Below are 20,018 nucleotides of genomic sequence, written 5' to 3'. Positions count from 1 at the left end.
GTGCGACGTCACGGTGACGGCGGTGCGCGTCCCGATTCCCCCTCAGAGGAGACCTGTTCCATGGATTCAGTGGCCCGTGCCGTGACCCCGTCGCGCGCCGCGCTGCGGTGGGCCGCGACGGCCGCCGCGGCCACCGTCCTGCTGGCGGGATGCACCGGCGGGGGCTCCGAGGGGGAGCCGCCGGCCGACGGCGCGTCCGGGGCGGCCGCCTCCGCCCGGTGCGGGGACGGCGGGGCGCAGCGGCAGATGCGCGGGGCGTGGCTGACCACGGTCCGCAACATCGACTGGCCCTCCGAGCCGGGACTGTCCGCCGAGGAGCAGAAGGCCGAGCTCGACGCCTACCTCGACGACGCCTCCGCCATGGGGCTCAACGCGGTCTTCCTGCACGTGCGGCCCACCGCCGACGCCGTCTACGAGTCGGACCTGGAGCCGTGGGCGCGCTACCTCACCGGCGAACAGGGCGGCGATCCCGGCTACGACCCGCTGGAGTACGCGGTGGCCGGGGCGCACGAGCGCGGCCTGGAGCTGCACGCCTGGTTCAACCCCTACCGCGTGGGCTTCCAGGACCCCGACGTCGAGAACCTGGCCGAGGACCACCCGGCGAGGGAGAACCCCGAGTGGCTCGTCGACTACGGCGTCGAGGCCTACTTCGACCCCGGCAACCCCGAGGTCCGCGAGTGGGTGACCCGCGTGATCCTCGACGTGGTGGAGCGCTACGACGTCGACGGCGTGCACTTCGACGACTTCTTCTACCCCTACCCCAAGGAGGGCGAGGAGTTCGACGACGACGCCTCCTGGGAGGAGCACGGCGAGGGCTTCGACGACCGCGAGGACTGGCGCCGCGACAACGTCGACCGGCTCATCGCCGGCGTCCACGAGGGCATCGAGGCGACCAAGCCCTGGGTGAGCTTCGGCATCTCCCCGTTCGGCATCTGGCGCAACGACTCCACAGACCCCAGCGGCTCGGCCAGCTCGGGCCTGCAGTCCTACGACGCCCAGCACGCCGACACCCGCACCTGGATCCAGGAGGGCACGGTCGACTACGTCGCGCCGCAGCTGTACTGGCAGCGGGGCTTCGAGACCGCCGACTACGAGGTCCTGGCCGACTGGTGGGCCCGGGAGGTCGAGGGCACCGGCGTGGACCTGTACATCGGCCAGGCCGCCTACCGGGTGGGCGAGGACGGCTGGACCGGCGAGGACGCGCTCAGCACCCAGCTGGACTACTCCGGCGAGCTGCCCCAGGTGGACGGCGACGTCTACTTCTCCATCAAGAACCTGCGCGAGCAGGCCGCCGACGCCTACGCCGCGCTGGCCGACGAGCACTACGGCGCCCCCGCCCTGCCGCCGCTCTCCGACGCGCCCGAGGGGCAGGAGCCGCTGGTCGGCGCGGTCGGCGGCGTCACGGCCCGGGCCGCCGACGAGGGGGTCGACGTGGCGTGGGAGGCCGTGGACGGCGCCCGCTTCTACGCCGTCTACCGGCTGCCCGCCGACGCGGCCGCCGCCGGGACCGAGGAGGAGCGCTGCGCCGCGCTCACCGCGGACAACCTCGTGGGCCTCACCGGGCGCACCGCGCTGACCGACACCGAGCCGCTGGAGGACGGCGCCGGGTACGTGGTCACCGCGCTGGACGACTACCGCGCCCAGGGGCCGCTCGGCGAGGCCGCCGACGTGCGCGGCTGACCGCGGACGGGGAGCGTGCGGGCTCCGGCCGGGGGAGGCGTCCCCGGGTCGGAGCCCCTCCCGTGCGCCGGGGTACCCGGTCGGGCGCCGCTCGGGTCCGGCGCGGCCTTCTGCCGCAGAATCCCAGAACAAGGGCGAAAAAGTAAGCATCTGCTAGCGGAAAGTCCCTTTTGCCCCAGCAGATGCCAGGGGTAGGTTGGCCCCATGCCGACCTTCCACATCAGCGAGGCCGCCGACCTCCTCGGCGTCAGCGCCGACACCGTCCGGCGCTGGGTCGACTCCGGCCGCCTGTCCGCCACCCGCGACGCCTCCGGAAGGCGTCTGATCGAGGGCGCGGACCTGGCCGGGTTCATGAGCACGGGGGCCGACGAGGACCCGGCCCGGCACCTGTCCTCCGCCCGCAACCGCTTCCGCGGCCTGGTCACCGACGTCGTCCGCGACCGGGTGATGGCCAGCGTGGAGATCCAGGCCGGACCCCACCGGGTGGTCTCGCTGATGAGCCGCGAGGCCGCCGACGAACTCGGCCTGGAGGTGGGCAGTATCGCCACCGCGGTGGTCAAGTCCACCAACGTGGTCGTGGAGACCACCGGGGAGCGCCATGCGTGAGCCCGCCCCCCGCGACCCCCGGTCCGGCGCCTTCCGGCTGACCCGCGCCCTGGCCGCGGCCGCGCTCGTACTCTGCGCCTGCTCCCCGGGGGAGGAGTCCGGCGACCGGCTCAACGTCTTCGCCGCGGCCTCCCTCACCGACGTCTTCACCGACCTGGCCGAGGAGTTCGAGGCCGAGCACCCCGGCACCGAGGTGGTCCTCAACCTCGCGGGCAGCAGCGACCTGGCCCTGCAGATCAACTCCGGCGCCCCCGCCGACGTCTTCGCCTCCGCCGACACCGCCACCATGGAACGGGTCGTCGAGGGCGAGGGGCTGGAGCCCGACTGGGCCGCGGAGCACGGCGCGCGGGGCGTCGTCTTCGCCGCCAACACCCTGCGCATCGCCGTGCCCCCGGACAATCCGGCCGGTGTGGAGGGGTTGGCCGACCTCGCGGACGAGGGCACCGCCGTCGCCTTCTGCGCCGAGGAGGTCCCCTGCGGCGCGGCCACCGCCGCGGTCCTGGACGAGGCCGGGCTGGAGATCACCCCGGACACCTACGAGGAGGACGTGCGCGCGGTCCTGACCAAGGTCGAGCTCGGTGAGGTGGACGCCGGACTCGTCTACGCCACCGACGTCGTCTCCGCGGGCGACCGGGTCGAGGGCGTCGTGTTCGACGAGTCCGACGAGGTGGTCAACGACTATCCCATCGGGGTCGTCTCCACGACCTCCGACGCCGCGCTCGCCGCCGCCTGGGTGGACCTGGTGCGCTCGCCCGAGGGCGGGGAGGTCCTGCGGGCCGCCGGGTTCGAGGTGCCATGACGCCCGACCACGCCCCCGCCGCGCCCGCCGCCGACGCGGCGCCGCGCCGCTCGCCTCGGGCCCGGCGCTTCGGTCGGGCGCCCTGGATCCTGCTGCTGCCCGCGCTCGTGGGCGCGGCCTTCCTCGTGCTGCCCATGGCGGGCCTGCTGGCCAGCGCGCCCTGGTCCACCATGGGCAGCCGCCTGGCCGAGCCCGAGGTGCTGGCGGCGCTGTGGCTGTCCCTGTCCACCGCCACCGCCGCCACGGCCGTGTCCCTGCTCCTCGGGGTGCCGCTGGCCTGGCTGCTGGCCCGCACCGACTTCCCCGGACGCCGCCTGGTGCGCGCCCTGGTCACCGTCCCGCTGGTGATGCCGCCCGTGGTCGGCGGAGTGGCGCTGCTGCTGGTCCTGGGGCGCAACGGGATCGTGGGCCGGTACCTGGACGCCTGGTTCGGGATCACCCTGCCCTTCACCCCCGCCGCCGTGGTCCTGGCCCAGGTGTTCGTCGCCATGCCGTTCCTGGTGATCAGCGTGGAGGGCGCGCTGCGCGGCGCGGACCGCCGCTACGAGGAGGCCGCCGCCACCCTGGGCGCCGGGCGGGCGGCCGTCTTCGCCCACGTCACCCTGCCCATGGTGCTGCCGGGCATCGCGGCGGGGGCGGTCCTGTGCTGGTCGCGTGCCCTGGGCGAGTTCGGCGCCACCATCACCTTCGCCGGGAACTTCCCGGGCACCACGCAGACCATGCCGCTGGCCGTGTACGTGGCCATGCAGCGCGACCCCGAGGCCGCCATCGTGCTCAGCCTGATCCTGCTGGCGGTCTGCCTGGCCGTCCTGGCCACCCTGCGCGAGAGGTGGACGAACGCCTGATGGCCCCCGACCACGACCCCGCCGCCACCGTGTCCGCACCCGCGCTGGAGGCCGACCTGCGCCTGAGCCGGGGCGCCTTCACCCTGGAGGCCGCCCTGACGGTGCGCCCGGGGGAGATCCTCGCCTTGCTGGGGCCCAACGGCGCGGGCAAGTCCTCGGCGCTGCGCGCCCTGGCCGGACTGGTGCCCCTCACCGGCGGGCGCGTCCTCGTGGACGGGCGCGACCATACCAGGACGCCCGTGGAGCACCGCCCCATCGGCATGGTCTTCCAGGACTACCTGCTCTTCCCGCACATGAGCGCCCTGGAGAACGTGGCCTTCGGCCCCCGCCGCCAGGGCCTGTCGCGGGCGGCGGCCCGCGAGCGCGCCGCCGGACTGCTCGCCCACATGGGCCTGTCCGCCCACGCGCGCGTGCGGCCGCGCCGCCTCTCCGGCGGGCAGGCCCAGCGTGTGGCGCTGGCCCGCGCCCTGGCCGTGCGCCCGCGCCTGCTGCTGCTCGACGAGCCCATGGCCGCCCTGGACGCCAGCACCCGCATCGACGTGCGCGCCCGGCTGCGCCACCTGCTGGAGGAGTTCGACGGGGCCACGGTGCTGGTCACCCACGACCCGCTCGACGCCATGGTGCTCGCCGACCGGGTGGCGGTGATCGAGGAGGGCCGAGTCGTCCAGCAGGGCGAACCCGCCGAGGTGGCGCGGCGCCCCCGCACCTCCTACGTCGCGCGGCTGGTGGGGCTCAACCTCTTCCGGGGCGCGGCCGAGGGCACCACCGTCACCCTGGACGGCGACGGGCCCGGCGGTCCGGTGCGCGTGGAGGCGCACGAGGCGCACCGGGGACCGGCCCTGGTGGCCTTCCCGCCGCGCGCCGTGGCCCTGTACCCGCACCGTCCGCACGGCAGCCCGCGCAACGTGTGGCGGTTGACGGTGGAGGGGATCGAGCGGTTCGGTGACCAGGTGCGGGTGCACCTGGCGGGGAGCCCCTCCCTGGCCGCCGACATCAGCCCGGCGGCCCTGGCCGAGCTGGGGCTGGCCCGGGGGGACGCGGTGTGGGCCGGGGTCAAGGCCGCCGAGGTCGAGTGCTACCCGGGTTGACCCCCGGCCGCTCCGGCCCGCGGGGCCGCGTCGGCGCGGAGCGCGTTCGGGTCCGGGGCGGCGGCGTACCCTGTGAAGAGAACCGATTTTTTCTACCCATAATCGGGCATAGAAACCCACATCGGAAAAGCTGTGTACACCTGGATATCTCAGGTACACCCGGGGGAGACTGTAAGTCTGGCGACGACTGTCCTTCCCCCCGTGGCCGAGGAGGGTGCCATGTCCCTGAGAGAGCACGAGAGAAGAATCCTCGCGGAGATCGAGCGGCAGCTCAGCGAGGAGGAACCTGACCTGGCCGGACGACTGGAGTCCTTCGGGTCGGGGGACCCCGACGCTCCGGCCGACCCCGGCCTGGGCGGATGGAAACCGTGGGTGGCGTGCGGCCTGATCGCCGCGGTCACCGCGGGCCTGCTCGTGATGCTGTTCGTCCTCACCCCGAGCACGCCGCAGCCGTCCGCGCCCGCGGTGCCGACCGACACCTCGCAGACCACCGGGGGCCCGGCGCCCGAACCGGACCCGGAGCCCGCGCCGGAGGGGCCCGAGACCGTCGGCACCTCCTGACCGCAGCCCCGGTCCGCGCCGTGCGGTGCCGCCCGGGACGCGTGACGGGCGGTGTGCGTCCGCTGCACACCGCCCGTCACGCGCCCCGCGTACCGCGTGTCCGGCTCAGGCGCCCTTGCCCAGGACGACGGTCCAGTAGGGGCCGCCGTCGCCCTTCACCACGCCCACGCCGATGTGCTCGGACTCGCAGTCGGCGAGCACCTGGTTGTGGCCGCGGCGCGTCCAGGCCTCCACCGCCTCCTCGGCCGTCTCGAAGCCGCTGGCCACGATCTCGCCCGAAGGGTTCGCGTAGCCCAGGCCGCGGGCCCGGTCCCTGGCCGACGAGCTGCCGCCGAAGAAGCCGCCGCCGGGGAAACCGCTGTCGCCCGCCTGGTCCTGGCTGTGCTCCCGGGCGGCCTGGGTGAGCAGTTCGTGGGCGCTCAGCTTCTCGCAGCCGTACCCGGGCCTCTTGTCGTTGACCAGCCGCACGACCTCGGCCTCGGCCTCGGTCCAGGGGTCGGCCGGCTCCTCCTGGGACCACGGCGGGGGCCAGCCGCCCCCGGAGCCCGTCCCCTGGACCGCGGACGGGGTCCCACCGCCGGCGAACACGTCGCCGGGGTCGGCCGCGCCGGTCACACCCGCGCAGCACACGGCCGCCGCGGCCATCCCCGCGAGGACACGGCCTCGAAGCAGGTTTCGCATGTCTTTCCACCTCCCGTGCGCGGGGGCGCGTGTACCGCGCCGCGCCCGCGCACACCAGGGGCGGACAGCCGTGAAGGCCGTCCGCCCGCAACCTCGCGGGAACTCAGTTCGCCTTGCTGGTGGTCCTGTCCACCGTGGCTCCGTGCATGGAGGCGGTGTAGGTCACGTACTCGTAGTAGACCTTGCCGTCGTCGCCGACGCGGCTGTGGACCACGGTCATGGTGGCGCCCTCGGCGCTGGCGCTGCCGAAGTCCTTCTCGAAGACCGCGTCGGCCATCGCGACCGAGGGCGCGCCCAGCGCCAGGCCGAAGGCCACGCCGGTCAGGGACAGCGCTCGTCGTAGTCGGACCATCGTCCTTCCCCTCCTCGGGTTGGGTCGGGTCACGCCCGCCGGGCGCGGCGGCCGACACGGCCGCCGCGCCCGACGGAAACGGGATGCCTAGTTCGCACCGCTCACGATGCTGTGGGAGGCGGCGCCGTCGTGGCCCGCCCAGGTGGCGCTCTTCTTGTAGAAGGAGCCGCCGTTGTCCCAGTGGTCGTGGCCCTTGTCGCCCTTGTGGCCGTGGCCGTGGTCGTGGCCGCCGCCGTTGCCGTCGAAGGCGACAGCGGTCACGTTGTGGCTCGCGGCGCCCTCGATGCCGGCGGCGCTGGACTCACCCGAGAAGAAGCTGTCCGCCATGGCGGTGGCCGGGGCGCCGAAGGCCAGGGCCGGAACGGCGACGGAGGCGAAGGCGATCCGAGTGAGAGTCTTGCGGTTCATCCTGTGTCCTTTCGAGGCGGACCGACGATCTGTCGGTCCGGTGGCACCGATCCCCCCCAGCTCGACCCTCGGGAGAACCGTTCTCCTGGCGCCATCCGTAGATCTGCCCCCGGGTTCCCGCTCGCTAACTCTTAGTAGTCACTAAATAGCTTAAAGTAATACTTGTTTGTTTTGGGTCGGATTTTTCCTGCTTGAGGTGGGCCCATGCCCGCGACCGGGGACACGGGGCCGACCGGTCCCCGAAGAGGCCGGGACGGGGCCGAGGCACGCCGCGCGATCCGGGAGCATCGTAGACGCCGGGAACCGGCGCCGACACCGGCCACGCCGGTGCGGCCCCGACGCCGACGGCGCGCACCGGCGGGGCCGGTACGCGCCGTCGCGTCGGAGACCGGCCTCAGAGGCCGTTGGTGAAGCTGGCGGCCAGGGGACCGGCCACGGACGAGCCGCCGCCACCGCCCTCGACCACCACGGCGAAGGCCACGTCGCCCTTGAAGCCGACCATCCAGGCGTGGCTGGGCAGCTCCCCGTCCTCGTCGGCGTCCTCGGCGGTGCCGAACTCGGCCGTACCCGACTTGGCGTACACCTCGCCCTGGAAGGGCACGTCCTCGGCGGTGCCCTCGGTGACGACCGCGCGCATCATCGTCCGCAGCGCCTCGGCCTGGGCGATCGCGCGGGGCTCGGGCAGGCCCTCCTGGGCGGGCTCGGTCACCAGCACCGGGTGGCGCCAGGAACCGTCGGCGACCGCGGCGGGCACCGTGGACATGTGCAGCGGCGAGGTGAGGATCTGGCCCTGGCCGATGCTCTGGGCGCCCAGCATGGTGGCGCTGTCCACCGGCGGGAAGGACGGTTCGAGCGTGGGCACGCCGATGTCCAGCGGCGCGTTCATGCCGAACTGCTCGGCGCTGGCCTGGAGCGTGTCCGAGCTGAGCCGGTCGCCGACCTGCTCCACCAGCGCGGTGTTGCAGGAGGTCGCGAAGGCCTCGGTCACCGTCTGGGCGCCGTACTCGGCGTCGCCCGCGTTGACGAACGGCCACCCGCCCAGGTCGTACTCCTTGGGGCAGTTCATCGTGGCGTCCACGCTCATCCCGTTGTCCAGCAGCGAGCTGTAGGTGATGATCTTGAACGACGAACCGGGCGGGTACTGGCCCTCGAAGGCCCGGTTGAACCCGCCGGGCACGTTCGCCGCGGCCAGGATCTCGCCGGTGGAGGGGCGCACCGCCACCAGGCCGGCCGGGTCGGCGGAGTCGATGACGGCGTTGGAGGCCGCGTTCTGGACGGCCATGTCGATGCTGGTGACGACGTCCTCGCCGTCGGCGCCGTCCAGGGTGGCCACCGTGTTCTCCGCGGTGGCCTCCAGGGAGTCGGGGTCCTCGGCGGCGGCCGCGTCGACCATGAGGATGGTCGTGGCGGCCTCACCGGCCAGTCGCTCCTCGTAGGTGCGCTGGAGGCCGCTGACGCCCACGGTGTCGCCGACGCTGTAGGCCGGGCCCAGCCGTTCGACGTCCTCCGCGGTGGCCTCGCCCAGGGAGCCCGCGATCATCTGCAGCGAACCGGAGACGGTGCCGTCCAGGGCGGTGCCGTCGGCGGCCAGGACGCTGCCGCGCTCGCCCCACACGGCGGTGCGGGCCAGGACCTGGCCCTCGCCCAGGCCGGGGTAGGCGACCTCGGGGGAGAACTCCACCCACCACTCGCCGTCCTCGCGGACCAGCGGCAGTTCGCCCTCCCAGCCCCAGTCGTCGGCGTTGGTCAGCGACACGGTGACCTCGTAGGGAGCGCTGCCGGCGCCGCCGTCGGCGGTCACCGTGCCGACCTCCACCGCGATGGAGTCCACGCCCAGCCCGGAGTCGATCCCGCCGAGCACCGCGGCGGCGTCGCCGCCCCGGGTGACCGCGGCCAGGCGCTCGTAGTCCTGCGCCTCCCAGGCGGCCTCGTACTCGGCGGCGGCCTCCTCGGGTTCGGGCATCGTCAGGACGTACCAGGACGCGCCGCCGCCCACGAGCAGCAGCACCACGACGGCGGAGAGCACGCCGATGAGCAGTCCGCGCCGCGACTTGCGCGGCGGGGGGCCGGGGTCGTAGCCGTCGTCCCCGTGGCGGTCGGGGTCGTCCGGTCCGCCCGCGCCCGGGCCGCCGCCGCTGTAGAGGTACTCGAAGCCGTCCGGGGAACCCTGGCCGTGCTGGGGGCCGGTCTCCCCGCGGCCGCCGCGGTCCGGCGCAGGATAGGGCGCGTCGCCCGGGTAGGGGGTGTCGCCGTGGTGGACGGGCTGGCCCGGGTAGGGGTCGTCGTCCCAGGTGTCGGTGCGCCCGTCCGGGTGGCCGTGTCCGGCGGCGGGCCCGCGGACGCCGTGCCGGGGGGCCGGGGCCTCCTGCCAGGAGTCGTGCGCCCCGTCGCCTCGGGACCCGTCCCAGCCGCCGGAGGGGCCCTGGGCCGAGGGATAGGGGGCGTTCCAGTCCTCGGCGCCGCCCCGGTCGGGGCCGCGCGGGGGCTCGTCCCACGAGGCGGGCTCCTGCGGGCGTCCCGCGTTGCCGTGGGCGCCGGAGCCCTCGTGCCGGGAGGGCTCCCAGGCGTGCGCGGACGGGGCGCCCCATCCGTCGTCGGCGGTTCCTCCGCGCGGGGGTTCGTCCCACGAGGAGGGGGAGTCCCAGGACCCGGCCGACCGCTGCGGGGGGTCGGGCTGCGGGGGAGGAACGGGCGCGGACGGGGCCGCCGCTTCCTCGGGCGGGGGCCCCTGGGTGCGCTGGGGGATGCGGTAGGGGTTGCCGGGGCGCGGGGGGTGCGCCGGGGGCTCGTGCGATGCTTCGGGCGGTCCGGAGGAATCCGGCTGCCGGGGGGACCGTTCGTCCACGCCTGACCGTCCTTCACTGGGTTGGCTGGAGATACCAAGATGCCCCGCTCCCACCTCGGTGGGAGCGGGGCACGAGAGTGAGGGTCGGCATGGCGGTCGCCTCTCGGCGCGGGGCACAACGGGGCTCCTGGCCGTACGGTCACCCACCCGGAGGCGGGGCCGGACGCGGTATTCCGCGAAGGCAATTGTTGAGGCCCGGGGGACACTTGCTACCACACCGACCAACAGTGACTCTAACCCATCGGGCCGAGCCGTTGTTCCGTCACCGCCGGATGCCGCGCATGCGCAATCTCACGGTATCCGCGGGCGGAGGGGGGAATGCGGTGGCCGGTCCCGCAGAGGGGCGCGGGACCGGCCGGGAAGCCCGCGAACCGGGGTCACCCCTGGCGCGCGATGCTGGTCTGCTCGTCCCGGGACAGGAGCTTGAGGCGCTTGCGTCCGCGCTCGGCGCCCAGCTCCTCCTCGCGGGCCTCGATCCGCTGCCAGCCCTCCCACGTGGTGTAGTCGACGCCGCGCGCCTCCAGCAGGGCCCGGAAGGCGACCGGGTCGGGCTCGGAGGCGGGGGTGAGGGCCTCGCGGTCGGCCACCAGGTTGGTGACCGTCTCCAGGGCGTCGCCCTTGGTGTGGCCGATGAGGCCCACGGGGCCGCGCTTGATCCAGCCGGTGGCGTAGACGCCGTCCATCGGCTTCTCGTCCAGGTCCAGGACCCGGCCCTCGGCGTTGGGGACGACGCCGCGCTCCTCGTCGAAGGGCAGGTCGGCCAGGGGCGAGCCCAGGTAGCCGATGGCGCGGTAGACGGCCTGGACCTCGTGGTCCACGTACTCGCCGGTTCCCCGGACGCCGCCGTCGCCGGTCAGCTCCATGCGCTCGGTCCGGAAGCCCGTGACGCGGTCCTCGCCGAGCACGGCCACCGGGCTGTGCAGGAAGTGCAGGTGCAGGCGGCGCTCGGCGCCGCGCGGGTCGCGGATCGCCCAGTTCTGCAGGACCTTGACGTTGGTCTTGACCTGGTTGGAGTCCTCGCAGGCCTGGAGGCTCCCCTCGTCCATGTCGAAGTCCTCGGGGTAGACGATGACCTCGACGCCGGGCTGCTTGTCCAGCTCGCGCAGCTCCATGGGGGTGGCCTTGCACTGGGCGATGCCGCGGCGGGCGAAGACGTGGACGTCGGTGATCTGCTTGGCGCGCAGCCCCTCGTACACGTTGTCGGTGATGTCGGTCTCCAGCAGGTCCTCGGCGCTCTTGGCGAGGATGCGGGCGACGTCGACGGCGACGTTGCCCGCGCCGATCACGGCGACGCTGGTGCCCTCCACGTGCCAGGACGGCGACACGTCGGGGTGGGAGTCGTACCAGAAGACGAAGTCGGCGGCGCCGTGGCTGCCGGGCAGGTCGATGCCCGGGATGTCCAGCGGCCGGTCGCGGTCGCTGCCCGTGGCGAAGACGACCGCGTCGTAGTGGTGGCGCAGGTCCTCCAGCTTGAGGTCCACGCCGTACTCGACGTTGCCGTAGAAGGTGATCTCCGGCTTGTCCAGGATCTTGTGCAGCGCCCCCTGGATCTGCTTGATCCGGGGGTGGTCCGGGGCGACGCCGTAGCGGACCAGGCCGTAGGGGGAGGGCAGCTTGTCGAGGATGTCGATGCTGACGGACGTGCCGCACGCGGACAGGGTCTCGTCCTTGGTGAGCAGGTCCGCGGCGTAAATCCCCGCGGGGCCCGCACCCACGATTCCCACTCGCAGTGGTCGCGTCATCGCACAGCTCCAAGTCTTCGCGCCAGAGTCGGACGCCATCAAAAGGTAAGGCTTGCCTAATCTATCCGGTGTCGGCACCGGGAAAACCTACTATAAAGGTAGAGAATTCCGCCCCCAGTCCCGGGCCCGCATGGCGGGCCCCGGAGGTCCCGCGGGGCCGTAGGCCCAGGCAGAACCCGGTAGGACCAGGTAGGGAGGCTGCCGCCGGTGCCCTGAGAGGTCCCTCAACAAGAGGTCAACGCCCTGTCACCGGTTCCCCAGTTCCGAACGGGCTGTGAAGAAAGTCACCGCCCGCCGGGGCGGTCCCGCGTCCAGGGGGCCGTGCCGGGGGAGGGGGAGCCGACTCCCCCGAAAACCGACCCTACTTGCCCGAGGGTCGGCCCTGCTCCAGTTCGGCCTTGACCGAGGCGGCGAACCGGGGTACCTGCTCCTGCCCGGACAGCTTGGCGATGGCGGCCATGATGGCGTCGGTGGCCTCGCGGCGCGGGCGGGCCCTGTCCGCCTGGCCCTTCCACGGCGACAGGTCCACCGGCTCGCCGAAGCGCACGCCCACGCGGTTGAGGGAGGGCACCCTGCGGCCGGGGGGCAGGATCCGCTCGGTGCCGGCCAGGGCCACCGGTACCACCGGGGCGTCCGTGGTCAGCGCCAGCCAGGCCAGCCCGGTCTGCCCGCGGTAGAGGCGGCCGTCGGGGGAGCGCGACCCCTCGGGGAAGATCCCGAAGACCTCGCCGCTCTCCAGCACCCCGAGGCTGTTGTCCATGGCCTCCTGGGCGCTCTGGCCCGGGCGCCGGTCCACCGAGAGCTGGCCGATGGCCCGCAGCGCTCGGGTGAACAGCCGCCGGGGCAGGGTCCCCTCGTCGAAGAGCTCCTGCTTGGCGATGAAGCGCACCGGCCGGGGGCAGGCCACGCCGATGAAGAGCGGGTCGATCAGCGCCAGGTGGTTGACGGCCAGGATCACCGGACCGCGACGGGGGACGTGGTGCGCGCCCTCCACGCGCTGGGGCCACACGACACGGGTGGCGGGCGCGATGACGGTCTTGGCCGCTCCGTACAGGGTCACTCGGTCGCCTCTTCTCGGGGTGGGATGGGTCCGGGCGGGGGTGACGGACGTACGGAGGGCTCCCGTGTCCGTGTCCTGCGAGCCTATCGGGGTCGCGGGGCGGAGGACGTGGCCGGAGGGTGTGATGAGGGCCGGGCGCGGGTGCCGTGGCGACGGTCACACGCGCTAGGCTATGGTCTAGACCTCTGGTGCAGGTCAGGGGTCCTTTCCCCGGACGCGCGAGCGAGGAAGAACAGCCATGCCGAAACTGGTCGACGTCAGCCACCAGATCACCGACGGGATGACCACCTCTCCGGGCCTGCCGGAACCCGCCGTCGAGGAGAGCACCGCCGTTCCGGGTTCCGTCCCCGGCCACGGCACCAGCAGCGGCCGCGTCACGATGGTCGGTGCCACCGGCACCTACGTGGAGACGCCCGCCCACCGCTACCGTGACGGCGCGGACCTGGCCGACCTGGATCTGGCCCGCGTGGCGGATCTGCCCGGCGTGGTCGTCGCCGTCGGCTCCGCCCGGATCGGCCCGGAGGCCTTCTCCGGCCTGGACGTGCGCGGACGCGCCGTGCTGGTGCGCACCGGCTGGGACCGGCACTGGCGCACCGAGTCCTACGGCCACCCCGAGCACCCCTACCTGACCGAGGAGGCGGCCAAGGCGCTCGTGGACGGCGGCGCCACCCTGGTGGGCATCGACGCGGTCGGCGTGGACGACCCCTCTCCCGCCGCCGAGGGCGCCCGCCCGGCGCTGGCCGTCCTGCTCGCCGCCGGTGTCCCCGTCGTCTCCCACCTGTGCCTGCTCGACCAGCTCCCCGAGGAGGGCTTCACCTTCTTCGCGGTGCCCGCCAAGATCCGCGGGATGGCCGCCTTCCCCGTGCGGGCCTTCGCCCTCGTGGAGTGACCGGCCGCGCCCCCGGCGGCCGGGGGCGGGCGCGGAGCGGGATCACAGGTCGGCGTCCAGGTCCTTCTGGGCCCGGCGGTGCTCGCGCTGGGCCCGCCGCTCGGCCTCCTGGCGCGCCGCGCGCTCGTCCTGGGCGACCGCGCTGGTCATCGCGTTGGACAGCGCCCGCAGCTCCATGTTGATCCTGGGGTAGGCGGGCAGCCGGGGGATCGCGCCCATGCGGGGCGTGCGGCGCTCCCTCATCGAGGAGATGAGCTCGCCGAAGGCCAGGTCCACCCGTTGCAGGGTGATGACGCCCGCCGACTCGGGCCGGTCCCGGGCCAGCGCCGACAGCGCCAGGTAGCCGGTGCGCTGGGTGGCCACCACCACCGGCCACAGCGGCAGCGTGGACGCCGCGCGCGGCGCGTCCCCGATCGCGCTGTCGTAGACCCCGCGCAGGTTGACCAGGGCCGCGCGCATGTCCCTGCGCAACCGGTAGCGCCGTTCGGGGCCGATCTCCACGTCCTGGTCCAGGACCGCCATGATGCACTCGCGCGAGGTCTCCAGCACGCTCGTGATGGCCTGGGGCAGACGGGTCGCCGACGCCCTGCGCCACAGCAGCAGCGAGCCCAGCAGGCCGAACACCGAACCCACGACGGTGTCGATGATCCGCGACCCGGCCAGGTCGGTGATCGGGTCGGGCGCGGCGGTCGCGGCCAGCAGCAGCGCCATCGGCGTCACCAGGACCGAGGCGTAGAAGAAGTTGCGGCCCACCACCAGCTGGGTGAGTCCCTGGAACAGTCCGGCGAGCACGATGACCACGGCCAGCGGCGGGTGCGTCGCGATCAGCGCGGCGCCGATGAACACGCCCACGAGGGTGCCCAGCGACCGCTGCAGTGCCCGGTTCATGGTCAGGACCACGCTGCCCGCCTGGAGGACGGCGGTCGCGGTCAGGCCCACCCAGTAGTAGTGGTCCAGGCCCAGCAGGAGGCTGAACGCGCCCGCCGCGGTCACCGTGATCCACATGCGCAGCGCGGTGGGGCGCACCAGCGAGTCCGAGCCCAGGCTGGAGCGCAGCGCGTCCCACAACGCCGGATAGCGCTGGTCGTGCAGGGTCGCGGCGTGCTCGTCGTCATCGTGGGTGGAGCGGCGCGCGGCCTGCGCGGCCCGGGCCAGCTGGCCGTAGAGCCGGGCCTCCAGGGAACGGGGGCGCAGGCCCCGGCGCAGTTCGTCGAGCTCGTCGGGGTCGGGTCCGAGGGAGGGGTCGGCCACGGCCGGGGCCATGCGCTCGGCGAAGTCGGCGGCCTTCTCCGGCAGGGTCGTGGGGCGCGCCATGCACACCTGGGTGGTGGCCAGGTGCACGTCGGAGACCCACCGCAGCAGGGAGCGCAGCCGGGCGGCCTCGGGGCTGGTGCGGTAGCCGCGGGTCTGGGCCAGCAGGACGATCCGCCAGGCCTCGGCCACCGCCACCGACGCCTCGTGCTGGGCGTGGTCCAGGTCGGGCGTGCCCACGGCGCGCAGCAGGGAGGCGAGCTGGCGGTAGGCCCCGGCCACGGCGCGGTACTCGGGGTGGCGGGCGCGCACGGGCGCGCCCGACATCGACACCGACCAGCCGATGGCCGCGCCGAGGGCGGCCACGAGGGCGTGCAGGGGGACGTCGGCCAGGCCGCCGGGGGCGATGGTGGAGATCGCGCCGACCAGGACGAAGAAGAGGGGGCCCGGCCTGTCCACCCGCCAGGCCGCGCACAGCCAGGTGGCGATCCCGGCGGTCAGGCCGATGGAGAACACGGGCGCCCAGGAGGCCAGGGCCGAGGCCAGGGAGCCGAGGGTGACGCTGGCGACGAAGCCCAGGCCGACCAGGGCCAGGGCCGCCGACCGGTAGGCGTAGGGCGTCTTCTTCTCGTACAGGACGGTCATGGAGCCCAGGGCGGCCAGGGTGCCGACCTCCGAGCCGAACAGCCACGTGGCCAAGGCGAAGGAGAGCGACATGGACACGGCGGCCTTGACCGCGGTGGTCCACGCCCAGGCGCCGGACTGGAGTCCGAACAGCGCCCGCAGGTCGACCCTGGGGTGGGGTCGTTCGGCCACCTCGACGCGTTCGGCTCCGTGCCCTTCGCCGGGGGAACCACCCACGTTCATCGGTCCGGTGTCTCCAGTGGTTCCCAGATCTCGCACGTTTCCCATCCTAGACCGGGACGAACCGGCACTTAGGTGACTTACTGAACATCCGTGGGGCGGGCCGTGGGCGGGGGCCGGGCCGTTCGGAGCACGGACCGTTACGTGGCGGTGTGCTCCGCGTCCTGCCCTGCCGGGGGCGCCCCGGCCCGCTCCGCGCGCCGTTCGGCCAGCTCGGCGCGGGCCACGGCCCGCTCGCGCGCCTCCTCGGCCAGCGCCAGGCGCGCGGCGGCGGCCTCCCGCGACTCGGCCAGGGTGATCTCGGCGTTGCGGCGCTGGGTGTCCAGGTCGGCCGCCAGGCGCTCGCGGTCGGCGCGGAGCCGTTCCAGCTCGGCGGTGAGGCGTTCGCGCTCGGCGGCGGCCGCCGCGCGGTCCGACTCCAGGCGTTCGCGGGTCCGCTCCAGTTCGGCGTCGAAGCGCTCCCGGTCGGCGGCCAGGGTCCGGGCGGCCTCGCCCGCGCGCTCCTCGGCGGTCTCGGCGCGGGCCCGGGCGCTCTCGGCCGCCAGGAGGGCCTCGTCGCGCCGGCGGGCGTGCTCGGCGGTCTCGGCGCGCAGCCCCTCGGCCTCGGCGCGGGCGTGCTGGAGCCGCCGGGAGGCCTCGGCCCGCTCGTGCTCCAGCTCCTCGCGGGCGCGGGCGGACTGCTCGGCGATGCGGCGTTCGGCGGCGGCCAGCCCCGCGTTGGCCTCGGCGACGGCGGCGTCGCGTTCGGTCCGCGCCCGGTCGGCGAGGGCGCGCTGGCGGTCGCGCTCGGCCTCGGCGGCGTCCCGGGCGGCCAGGGCCTCCTCGGCGATGCGCTCGGCCTCCTGGGTGGCGGAGACGGCGGAGGCGGCGGCGTCCTCGGCCACGCGCCGGGCGCTCTCGGCCTCGCGGCGGCGGTTCTCCGCCTCCAGGCGGGCGGCGTCGGCCTCGGCGGCGTGCCGGGCCCCGGCGAGGCGGGCGGCCTCCACCTGGGCCTCGGCCGCGGCCGGGTCGGTCATCGTGGAGAAGGCCTCGGTGGCCGACCGGAGGGTGGCGGTGAGCTGCTCGCTCTGGACGGCGAAGCGGGTGAGCAGGTCGTCGGCGCGCAGGCGGGCGGAGGTGACCGGCTCGGTGCTGAAGGAGGGGGAGGACCCGGGGGCGTGGGGGGAGGGCGCGGCGGAGTCGGCGGCGGAGGGTTCCTGGGCGGCGCGGGCCAGCTCCTCCTGGCGTTCGGCCTCCTGGGTCTGGCGCTGGCGTTCCTTCCAGGCGCGCCAGCGGGTGTGCTCGGGGAGGTCGCAGTACTGCGGCGGGCGGCCGGGCGAGGAGGCGCGGGGCACGGGCCGGTCGCAGCCGGGGAAGTTGCAGGTGTTGGAGTCGGAGGCCACGGGGTGAGCGTAGCGGTTCGCCCCCGCGCGGCGCGGAGGTGTGTCGGGCACGGCGACCGGGCACCCGCGCACCCGCGCTCCACCGGGGGTGGACGGCCGCCGGTGGTTCCGCGCCAGCCCCCTCGGGCGGGCCGCCGACCGCGGCCCGTGGGCACGGGCCGACGCGAAAGCCCCCTTCCCGGCCCCGGAGGCCGGGAAGGGGGGCTTGGGCTCCCGCGGGCGCTAGTCGTGGGCGCCGAAGGCGTCCACGCGGCAGACCATCGTGGTCACGAAGGGGCGGAAGCCCTCCTCCTCCAGGAAGCGGATGTCCTCGGAGGCGGTGGCCAGCGCGGAGAACTCGATGTCGCGCACGCCCATGCCCGCGAGCTGGCGGCGCACCTCCTCCAGCAGCTTGGAGCCCACGTCGCTTCCGGTGTACTCGGGGTCGATGGCGAAGGTCTGCACCACCGCGCCCCGCGCGCCGCGGTCCCAGCTGCCCTGGGCGTTCTCGCGGATGGTGACCATCGCGTACCCGGCCAGGTCGCCGTCGCTCTCGGCGAGGATCGCCAGGGTCTCGGGGTCGGCGAGCCAGGCCCTGTACTGGGCGCGGCGGCGCCTCCAGGACTCGTCCAGGCTCACGGGGCCGATGATGTCCGCCAGGTGCGGGGCCGTCAGGGTGTGCTGCTGGTGGAGGGCGCCCCACAGGTCCGCGAGTTCCTCCACCTCGTGAGCTCCCAGGTAGCGGAAGCTGAGCACACCGACGTCGGACTGTCGAGGTTTGGTCATCAGCGAATTTTGCATCTTTTTCTCACCCGTTTCACCAGCATTGGGTGCTGATCCCCCCGGGGCTCGCCCCTGGTTGAGCTGTGTCACCGACTGTACGTGTCCGTATCGACCGGAACGTGCCCGACACGGAGAAAGAGGTGTCGGAGATTGCCGAAAGAGAAGAAGCGCGGTTTTTTCTTTGGATGTGGAGCCCGCTGACGATGTGCAGGGAATCACGCCCCTAACCTGCGCAACGTGTACGAAACCACCCTGAAATCTGTACGCGCTGCCATAAGTTGGAAATCATGATCGACGTTCGGCGGCTACAGCTCCTCCAGGCACTGGACCGCCACCACACGGTGGCGGCGACCGCGGAGGCGCTCAACGTCACCCCGTCGGCGGTCTCCCAGCAGCTCGCCGCCCTGGCCAAGGAGGCCGGGGTCCCCCTCGTCGAACGCAACGGCCGCCGCTTCCTGCTCACCGGCGCCGCCCGGGTCCTGCTCAAGCGCGCGCACGTCATCTTCGCGGAGATGGAGCGCGCCACCGCCGACCTGGCCGAGTACGCCGAGGGCGACCGCGGCGTCGTCCGGATCGGCGCCTTCTCCACCGGGATCAGCGACCTCATCGCCCCGGCCCTGGCGCGCCTGCGCACGAGCCACCCGGACTGGTCCTTCCAGGTCGTCCAGGCCGAACCCGAGCACAGCGCCGAGATGGTGCGCTCGGGCCGCCTGGACATGGCCCTGACCATGTCCACCGGCCACATGCCCGCCAGTGGCGACCTGGACTTTCGCGTCGACCCGGTCATGGTCGAGCTGTTCGACGCGATCCTGCCCTACCAGCACCCGCTGGCCGCCCGCACCAGCCTCCACCTGGCCGAGGACCTCGCCGACGAGGACTGGATCCTGTCCGCGCCCGGCACCGCCTGGCACGAGTGCGTGTCCGGCGCCGCCCACCAGGTGGGCTTCCAGCCCCGCGTGGCGCACACCGTGGACGACTTCAGCGCCGTGTTCTCCCTGGTGCAGGCAGGGCTGGGCGTCGCCCTGATGCCGCGCCTTGCCTGGACCGGACTGAGCACGCCGAGGATCGTGGTGCGGGGGGTGCGCGAGAGCGCCCGACGGCACATCGTCGCCCTCTCCCGCGCGGGCTCCTCGCCCGAACCCCTGCTCACCGCCATGCGCGAGGCCGCCAGCAAGGTCCCCGTGCCGTCGGTGGGGCCCTTCGCCATCGCGGGCTGAGGCACCGCCCCACCCGGCCGCCCGTCCGGGCGCCGCGCTCCGTTCGGGCCCGCCCGGGCTCCGGCCTACCCGGCCAGCACGCCCGCGGCCGACTCGCGCAGGTACTCCGCCACCAGGCGGATGGGCTTCCACGCCCATCCGCCGGTGCGGCCCGCCAGGTGGACGCGGCGGACCCCGCCCAGCTCGCCCAGGGGCGCGTGCGCCACCCCGCGCCGGGTCACCGCCGACAACCGCGGCACCACGCCCACCCCCAGGCCCTCCGCCGCCAGCTGCTCGAACAGCTCCAGGTTGTCGATCCGGTGGACGACGCGCGGCGTGAACCCGGCCTCGGCGCACATGCGCTGCACCAGCGCCTCCTCGTCGCGCCGGTAGGGGCTGACGATCCACGCCGCGTCCGCCAGCTCCCGCAGCCGCCGCCGGGTCAGGGTGCGGCTGTCGGCGCCCTCCGAGGGCTGGGCGAGCAGCAGGTCCTCGCTCCCGACCGGGTGCACCGTCAGTGTCCCCGGAAAATCCCGGGGAAGCAGGCTGTACTGGTACACCACCCCCAGGTCCGCCCGCCCGTCCTGGAGCAGCTCCAGCGCGTGCTCGGACTCGTGCTCGGTCAGGTGGACGTCGATCCCGGGGTGGTCGCGCCGCAGACGGCGCAGCGCGGGCAGCACCAGGGGCGCCGCCGTGGTGTACATCACCAGGTCGACGCGGCCGACCGGCTCGCCCTCGCCGTCGAACTCCGCACGCGCCGCCTCCACCCGCGCCAGGATGCCCACCGCGTGCTCGGCCAGCCGCCGTCCGGCCGGGGTCAGGCGCACCCGCCGCCCGTCCGGCGCGATCAGCTGCACGCCCGCCTCCCGCTCCAGGACGGCGAAGTGCTTGGAGACCGCCGACGTGCTCATGCCCGTGACCTCGGACACCGCGGCCATCGTGCCGAGCCGTTCCAGTTCGACCAGCAGGCGCAACCGGGTGAAGTCCATCCGCGGAGACTACCCGAC

18 protein-coding genes are annotated in these 20,018 nt (G+C 74.2%); 8 read left to right on the top strand and 10 right to left on the bottom strand.

The features are described from left to right. Positions 1–60 precede the first annotated feature (60 nt). The 6 genes from ACSTA4_RS17575 (at position 61) to ACSTA4_RS17550 (ending at position 5,579) form a co-directional block, all read left to right on the top strand. Positions 61–1,680, top strand: a complete 1,620-nt coding sequence (locus ACSTA4_RS17575) for a glycoside hydrolase family 10 protein (protein WP_444960216.1) — start codon at positions 61–63, stop codon at positions 1,678–1,680. A 204-nt stretch (positions 1,681–1,884) separates the two neighbouring features. After that, positions 1,885–2,286: a TOBE domain-containing protein gene (locus tag ACSTA4_RS17570; protein ID WP_212643985.1), complete on the top strand. Its 402-nt coding sequence runs from the start codon at positions 1,885–1,887 to the stop codon at positions 2,284–2,286. Then, positions 2,279–3,085 carry a molybdate ABC transporter substrate-binding protein gene (modA, locus tag ACSTA4_RS17565; protein ID WP_444960215.1) on the top strand — a complete coding sequence of 269 codons (807 nt, stop codon included), beginning with the start codon at positions 2,279–2,281 and terminating at the stop codon, positions 3,083–3,085. The genes ACSTA4_RS17570 and modA overlap by 8 nt, the downstream gene beginning before the upstream one ends. Then, the gene (locus ACSTA4_RS17560) at positions 3,082–3,930 is read left to right on the top strand and encodes an ABC transporter permease (protein WP_444960214.1); all 849 of its coding nucleotides are present in this window, start codon (positions 3,082–3,084) and stop codon (positions 3,928–3,930) included. The genes modA and ACSTA4_RS17560 overlap by 4 nt, the downstream gene beginning before the upstream one ends. Continuing rightward, positions 3,930–5,018: an ABC transporter ATP-binding protein gene (locus ACSTA4_RS17555; RefSeq protein WP_444964203.1), complete on the top strand. Its 1,089-nt coding sequence runs from the start codon at positions 3,930–3,932 to the stop codon at positions 5,016–5,018. The genes ACSTA4_RS17560 and ACSTA4_RS17555 overlap by 1 nt, the downstream gene beginning before the upstream one ends. Positions 5,019–5,237: 219 nt before the next feature. Beyond that, a complete protein-coding gene (locus ACSTA4_RS17550; protein ID WP_444960213.1) occupies positions 5,238–5,579 on the top strand; it encodes a DUF3040 domain-containing protein in 342 nt (113 codons plus the stop codon). A 105-nt stretch (positions 5,580–5,684) separates the two neighbouring features. Here the strand turns inward: ACSTA4_RS17550 and ACSTA4_RS17545 are convergent, their stop codons facing one another. The 6 genes from ACSTA4_RS17545 to ACSTA4_RS17520 all read right to left on the bottom strand — a co-directional run bounded on the left by ACSTA4_RS17545 (position 5,685) and on the right by ACSTA4_RS17520 (position 12,667). Continuing rightward, positions 5,685–6,260 (bottom strand): CAP domain-containing protein, encoded by a 576-nt coding sequence (locus tag ACSTA4_RS17545; protein ID WP_444960212.1) that lies wholly within the window; start codon positions 6,258–6,260, stop codon positions 5,685–5,687. A 103-nt stretch (positions 6,261–6,363) separates the two neighbouring features. Next, positions 6,364–6,612: a hypothetical protein gene (locus tag ACSTA4_RS17540; protein ID WP_047870821.1), complete on the bottom strand. Its 249-nt coding sequence runs from the start codon at positions 6,610–6,612 to the stop codon at positions 6,364–6,366. Positions 6,613–6,699: 87 nt separating this feature from the next. Then, a complete protein-coding gene (locus tag ACSTA4_RS17535; protein ID WP_444960211.1) occupies positions 6,700–7,020 on the bottom strand; it encodes a hypothetical protein in 321 nt (106 codons plus the stop codon). A gap of 394 nt (positions 7,021–7,414) precedes the next feature. Next, entirely contained in the window at positions 7,415–9,865 is a 2,451-nt protein-coding gene (locus ACSTA4_RS17530) for a penicillin-binding transpeptidase domain-containing protein (RefSeq protein WP_444960210.1), read from the bottom strand. Between the two features lie 377 nt (positions 9,866–10,242). Further along, positions 10,243–11,589 carry an FAD-dependent oxidoreductase gene (locus ACSTA4_RS17525; protein WP_248774611.1) on the bottom strand — a complete coding sequence of 449 codons (1,347 nt, stop codon included), beginning with the start codon at positions 11,587–11,589 and terminating at the stop codon, positions 10,243–10,245. A 379-nt stretch (positions 11,590–11,968) separates the two neighbouring features. Then, positions 11,969–12,667: a lysophospholipid acyltransferase family protein gene (locus ACSTA4_RS17520; RefSeq protein WP_444960209.1), complete on the bottom strand. Its 699-nt coding sequence runs from the start codon at positions 12,665–12,667 to the stop codon at positions 11,969–11,971. Between the two features lie 238 nt (positions 12,668–12,905). Between ACSTA4_RS17520 and ACSTA4_RS17515 the strand changes: the two genes are divergently transcribed. Continuing rightward, positions 12,906–13,556 carry a cyclase family protein gene (locus ACSTA4_RS17515; RefSeq protein ID WP_274973574.1) on the top strand — a complete coding sequence of 217 codons (651 nt, stop codon included), beginning with the start codon at positions 12,906–12,908 and terminating at the stop codon, positions 13,554–13,556. A 42-nt stretch (positions 13,557–13,598) separates the two neighbouring features. On the opposite strand, the gene ACSTA4_RS17510 is transcribed toward ACSTA4_RS17515, so the two are convergent. From ACSTA4_RS17510 to ACSTA4_RS17500, 3 genes are all read right to left on the bottom strand, one after another. After that, a complete protein-coding gene (locus ACSTA4_RS17510) occupies positions 13,599–15,674 on the bottom strand; it encodes an FUSC family protein (protein ID WP_444964202.1) in 2,076 nt (691 codons plus the stop codon). Positions 15,675–15,811: 137 nt separating this feature from the next. Next, the gene (locus ACSTA4_RS17505) at positions 15,812–17,053 is read right to left on the bottom strand and encodes a hypothetical protein (RefSeq protein ID WP_444960208.1); all 1,242 of its coding nucleotides are present in this window, start codon (positions 17,051–17,053) and stop codon (positions 15,812–15,814) included. A gap of 222 nt (positions 17,054–17,275) precedes the next feature. Next, positions 17,276–17,818: a GNAT family N-acetyltransferase gene (locus ACSTA4_RS17500; RefSeq protein ID WP_444960207.1), complete on the bottom strand. Its 543-nt coding sequence runs from the start codon at positions 17,816–17,818 to the stop codon at positions 17,276–17,278. Between the two features lie 284 nt (positions 17,819–18,102). Between ACSTA4_RS17500 and ACSTA4_RS17495 the strand changes: the two genes are divergently transcribed. Beyond that, positions 18,103–19,032, top strand: a complete 930-nt coding sequence (locus ACSTA4_RS17495) for a LysR family transcriptional regulator (protein WP_444960206.1) — start codon at positions 18,103–18,105, stop codon at positions 19,030–19,032. A gap of 65 nt (positions 19,033–19,097) precedes the next feature. Here ACSTA4_RS17495 and ACSTA4_RS17490 read toward each other — a convergent pair whose 3' ends face one another. Then, positions 19,098–20,000, bottom strand: a complete 903-nt coding sequence (locus tag ACSTA4_RS17490) for a LysR family transcriptional regulator (protein WP_444960205.1) — start codon at positions 19,998–20,000, stop codon at positions 19,098–19,100. Positions 20,001–20,018: the final 18 nt, after the last annotated feature.

This window comes from Nocardiopsis sp. M1B1 (assembly GCF_052466615.1).
This window is presented reverse-complemented; position numbering and strand designations above follow the sequence as displayed.

What these genes read in the sequence shown, in the direction of transcription:
- ACSTA4_RS17545 (WP_444960212.1), bottom strand. Translation starts at nt 6,260, where the DNA reads ATGCGAAACCTGCTTCGAGGCCGTGTCCTCGCGGGGATGGCCGCGGCG.
- ACSTA4_RS17490 (WP_444960205.1), bottom strand. Translation starts at nt 20,000, where the DNA reads ATGGACTTCACCCGGTTGCGCCTGCTGGTCGAACTGGAACGGCTCGGC.
- ACSTA4_RS17570 (WP_212643985.1), top strand. Translation starts at nt 1,885, where the DNA reads ATGCCGACCTTCCACATCAGCGAGGCCGCCGACCTCCTCGGCGTCAGC.
- modA (WP_444960215.1), top strand. Translation starts at nt 2,279, where the DNA reads ATGCGTGAGCCCGCCCCCCGCGACCCCCGGTCCGGCGCCTTCCGGCTG.
- ACSTA4_RS17540 (WP_047870821.1), bottom strand. Translation starts at nt 6,612, where the DNA reads ATGGTCCGACTACGACGAGCGCTGTCCCTGACCGGCGTGGCCTTCGGC.
- ACSTA4_RS17560 (WP_444960214.1), top strand. Translation starts at nt 3,082, where the DNA reads ATGACGCCCGACCACGCCCCCGCCGCGCCCGCCGCCGACGCGGCGCCG.
- ACSTA4_RS17575 (WP_444960216.1), top strand. Translation starts at nt 61, where the DNA reads ATGGATTCAGTGGCCCGTGCCGTGACCCCGTCGCGCGCCGCGCTGCGG.
- ACSTA4_RS17535 (WP_444960211.1), bottom strand. Translation starts at nt 7,020, where the DNA reads ATGAACCGCAAGACTCTCACTCGGATCGCCTTCGCCTCCGTCGCCGTT.
- ACSTA4_RS17495 (WP_444960206.1), top strand. Translation starts at nt 18,103, where the DNA reads ATGATCGACGTTCGGCGGCTACAGCTCCTCCAGGCACTGGACCGCCAC.
- ACSTA4_RS17500 (WP_444960207.1), bottom strand. Translation starts at nt 17,818, where the DNA reads ATGACCAAACCTCGACAGTCCGACGTCGGTGTGCTCAGCTTCCGCTAC.
- ACSTA4_RS17510 (WP_444964202.1), bottom strand. Translation starts at nt 15,674, where the DNA reads ATGAACGTGGGTGGTTCCCCCGGCGAAGGGCACGGAGCCGAACGCGTC.
- ACSTA4_RS17550 (WP_444960213.1), top strand. Translation starts at nt 5,238, where the DNA reads ATGTCCCTGAGAGAGCACGAGAGAAGAATCCTCGCGGAGATCGAGCGG.
- ACSTA4_RS17555 (WP_444964203.1), top strand. Translation starts at nt 3,930, where the DNA reads ATGGCCCCCGACCACGACCCCGCCGCCACCGTGTCCGCACCCGCGCTG.
- ACSTA4_RS17515 (WP_274973574.1), top strand. Translation starts at nt 12,906, where the DNA reads ATGCCGAAACTGGTCGACGTCAGCCACCAGATCACCGACGGGATGACC.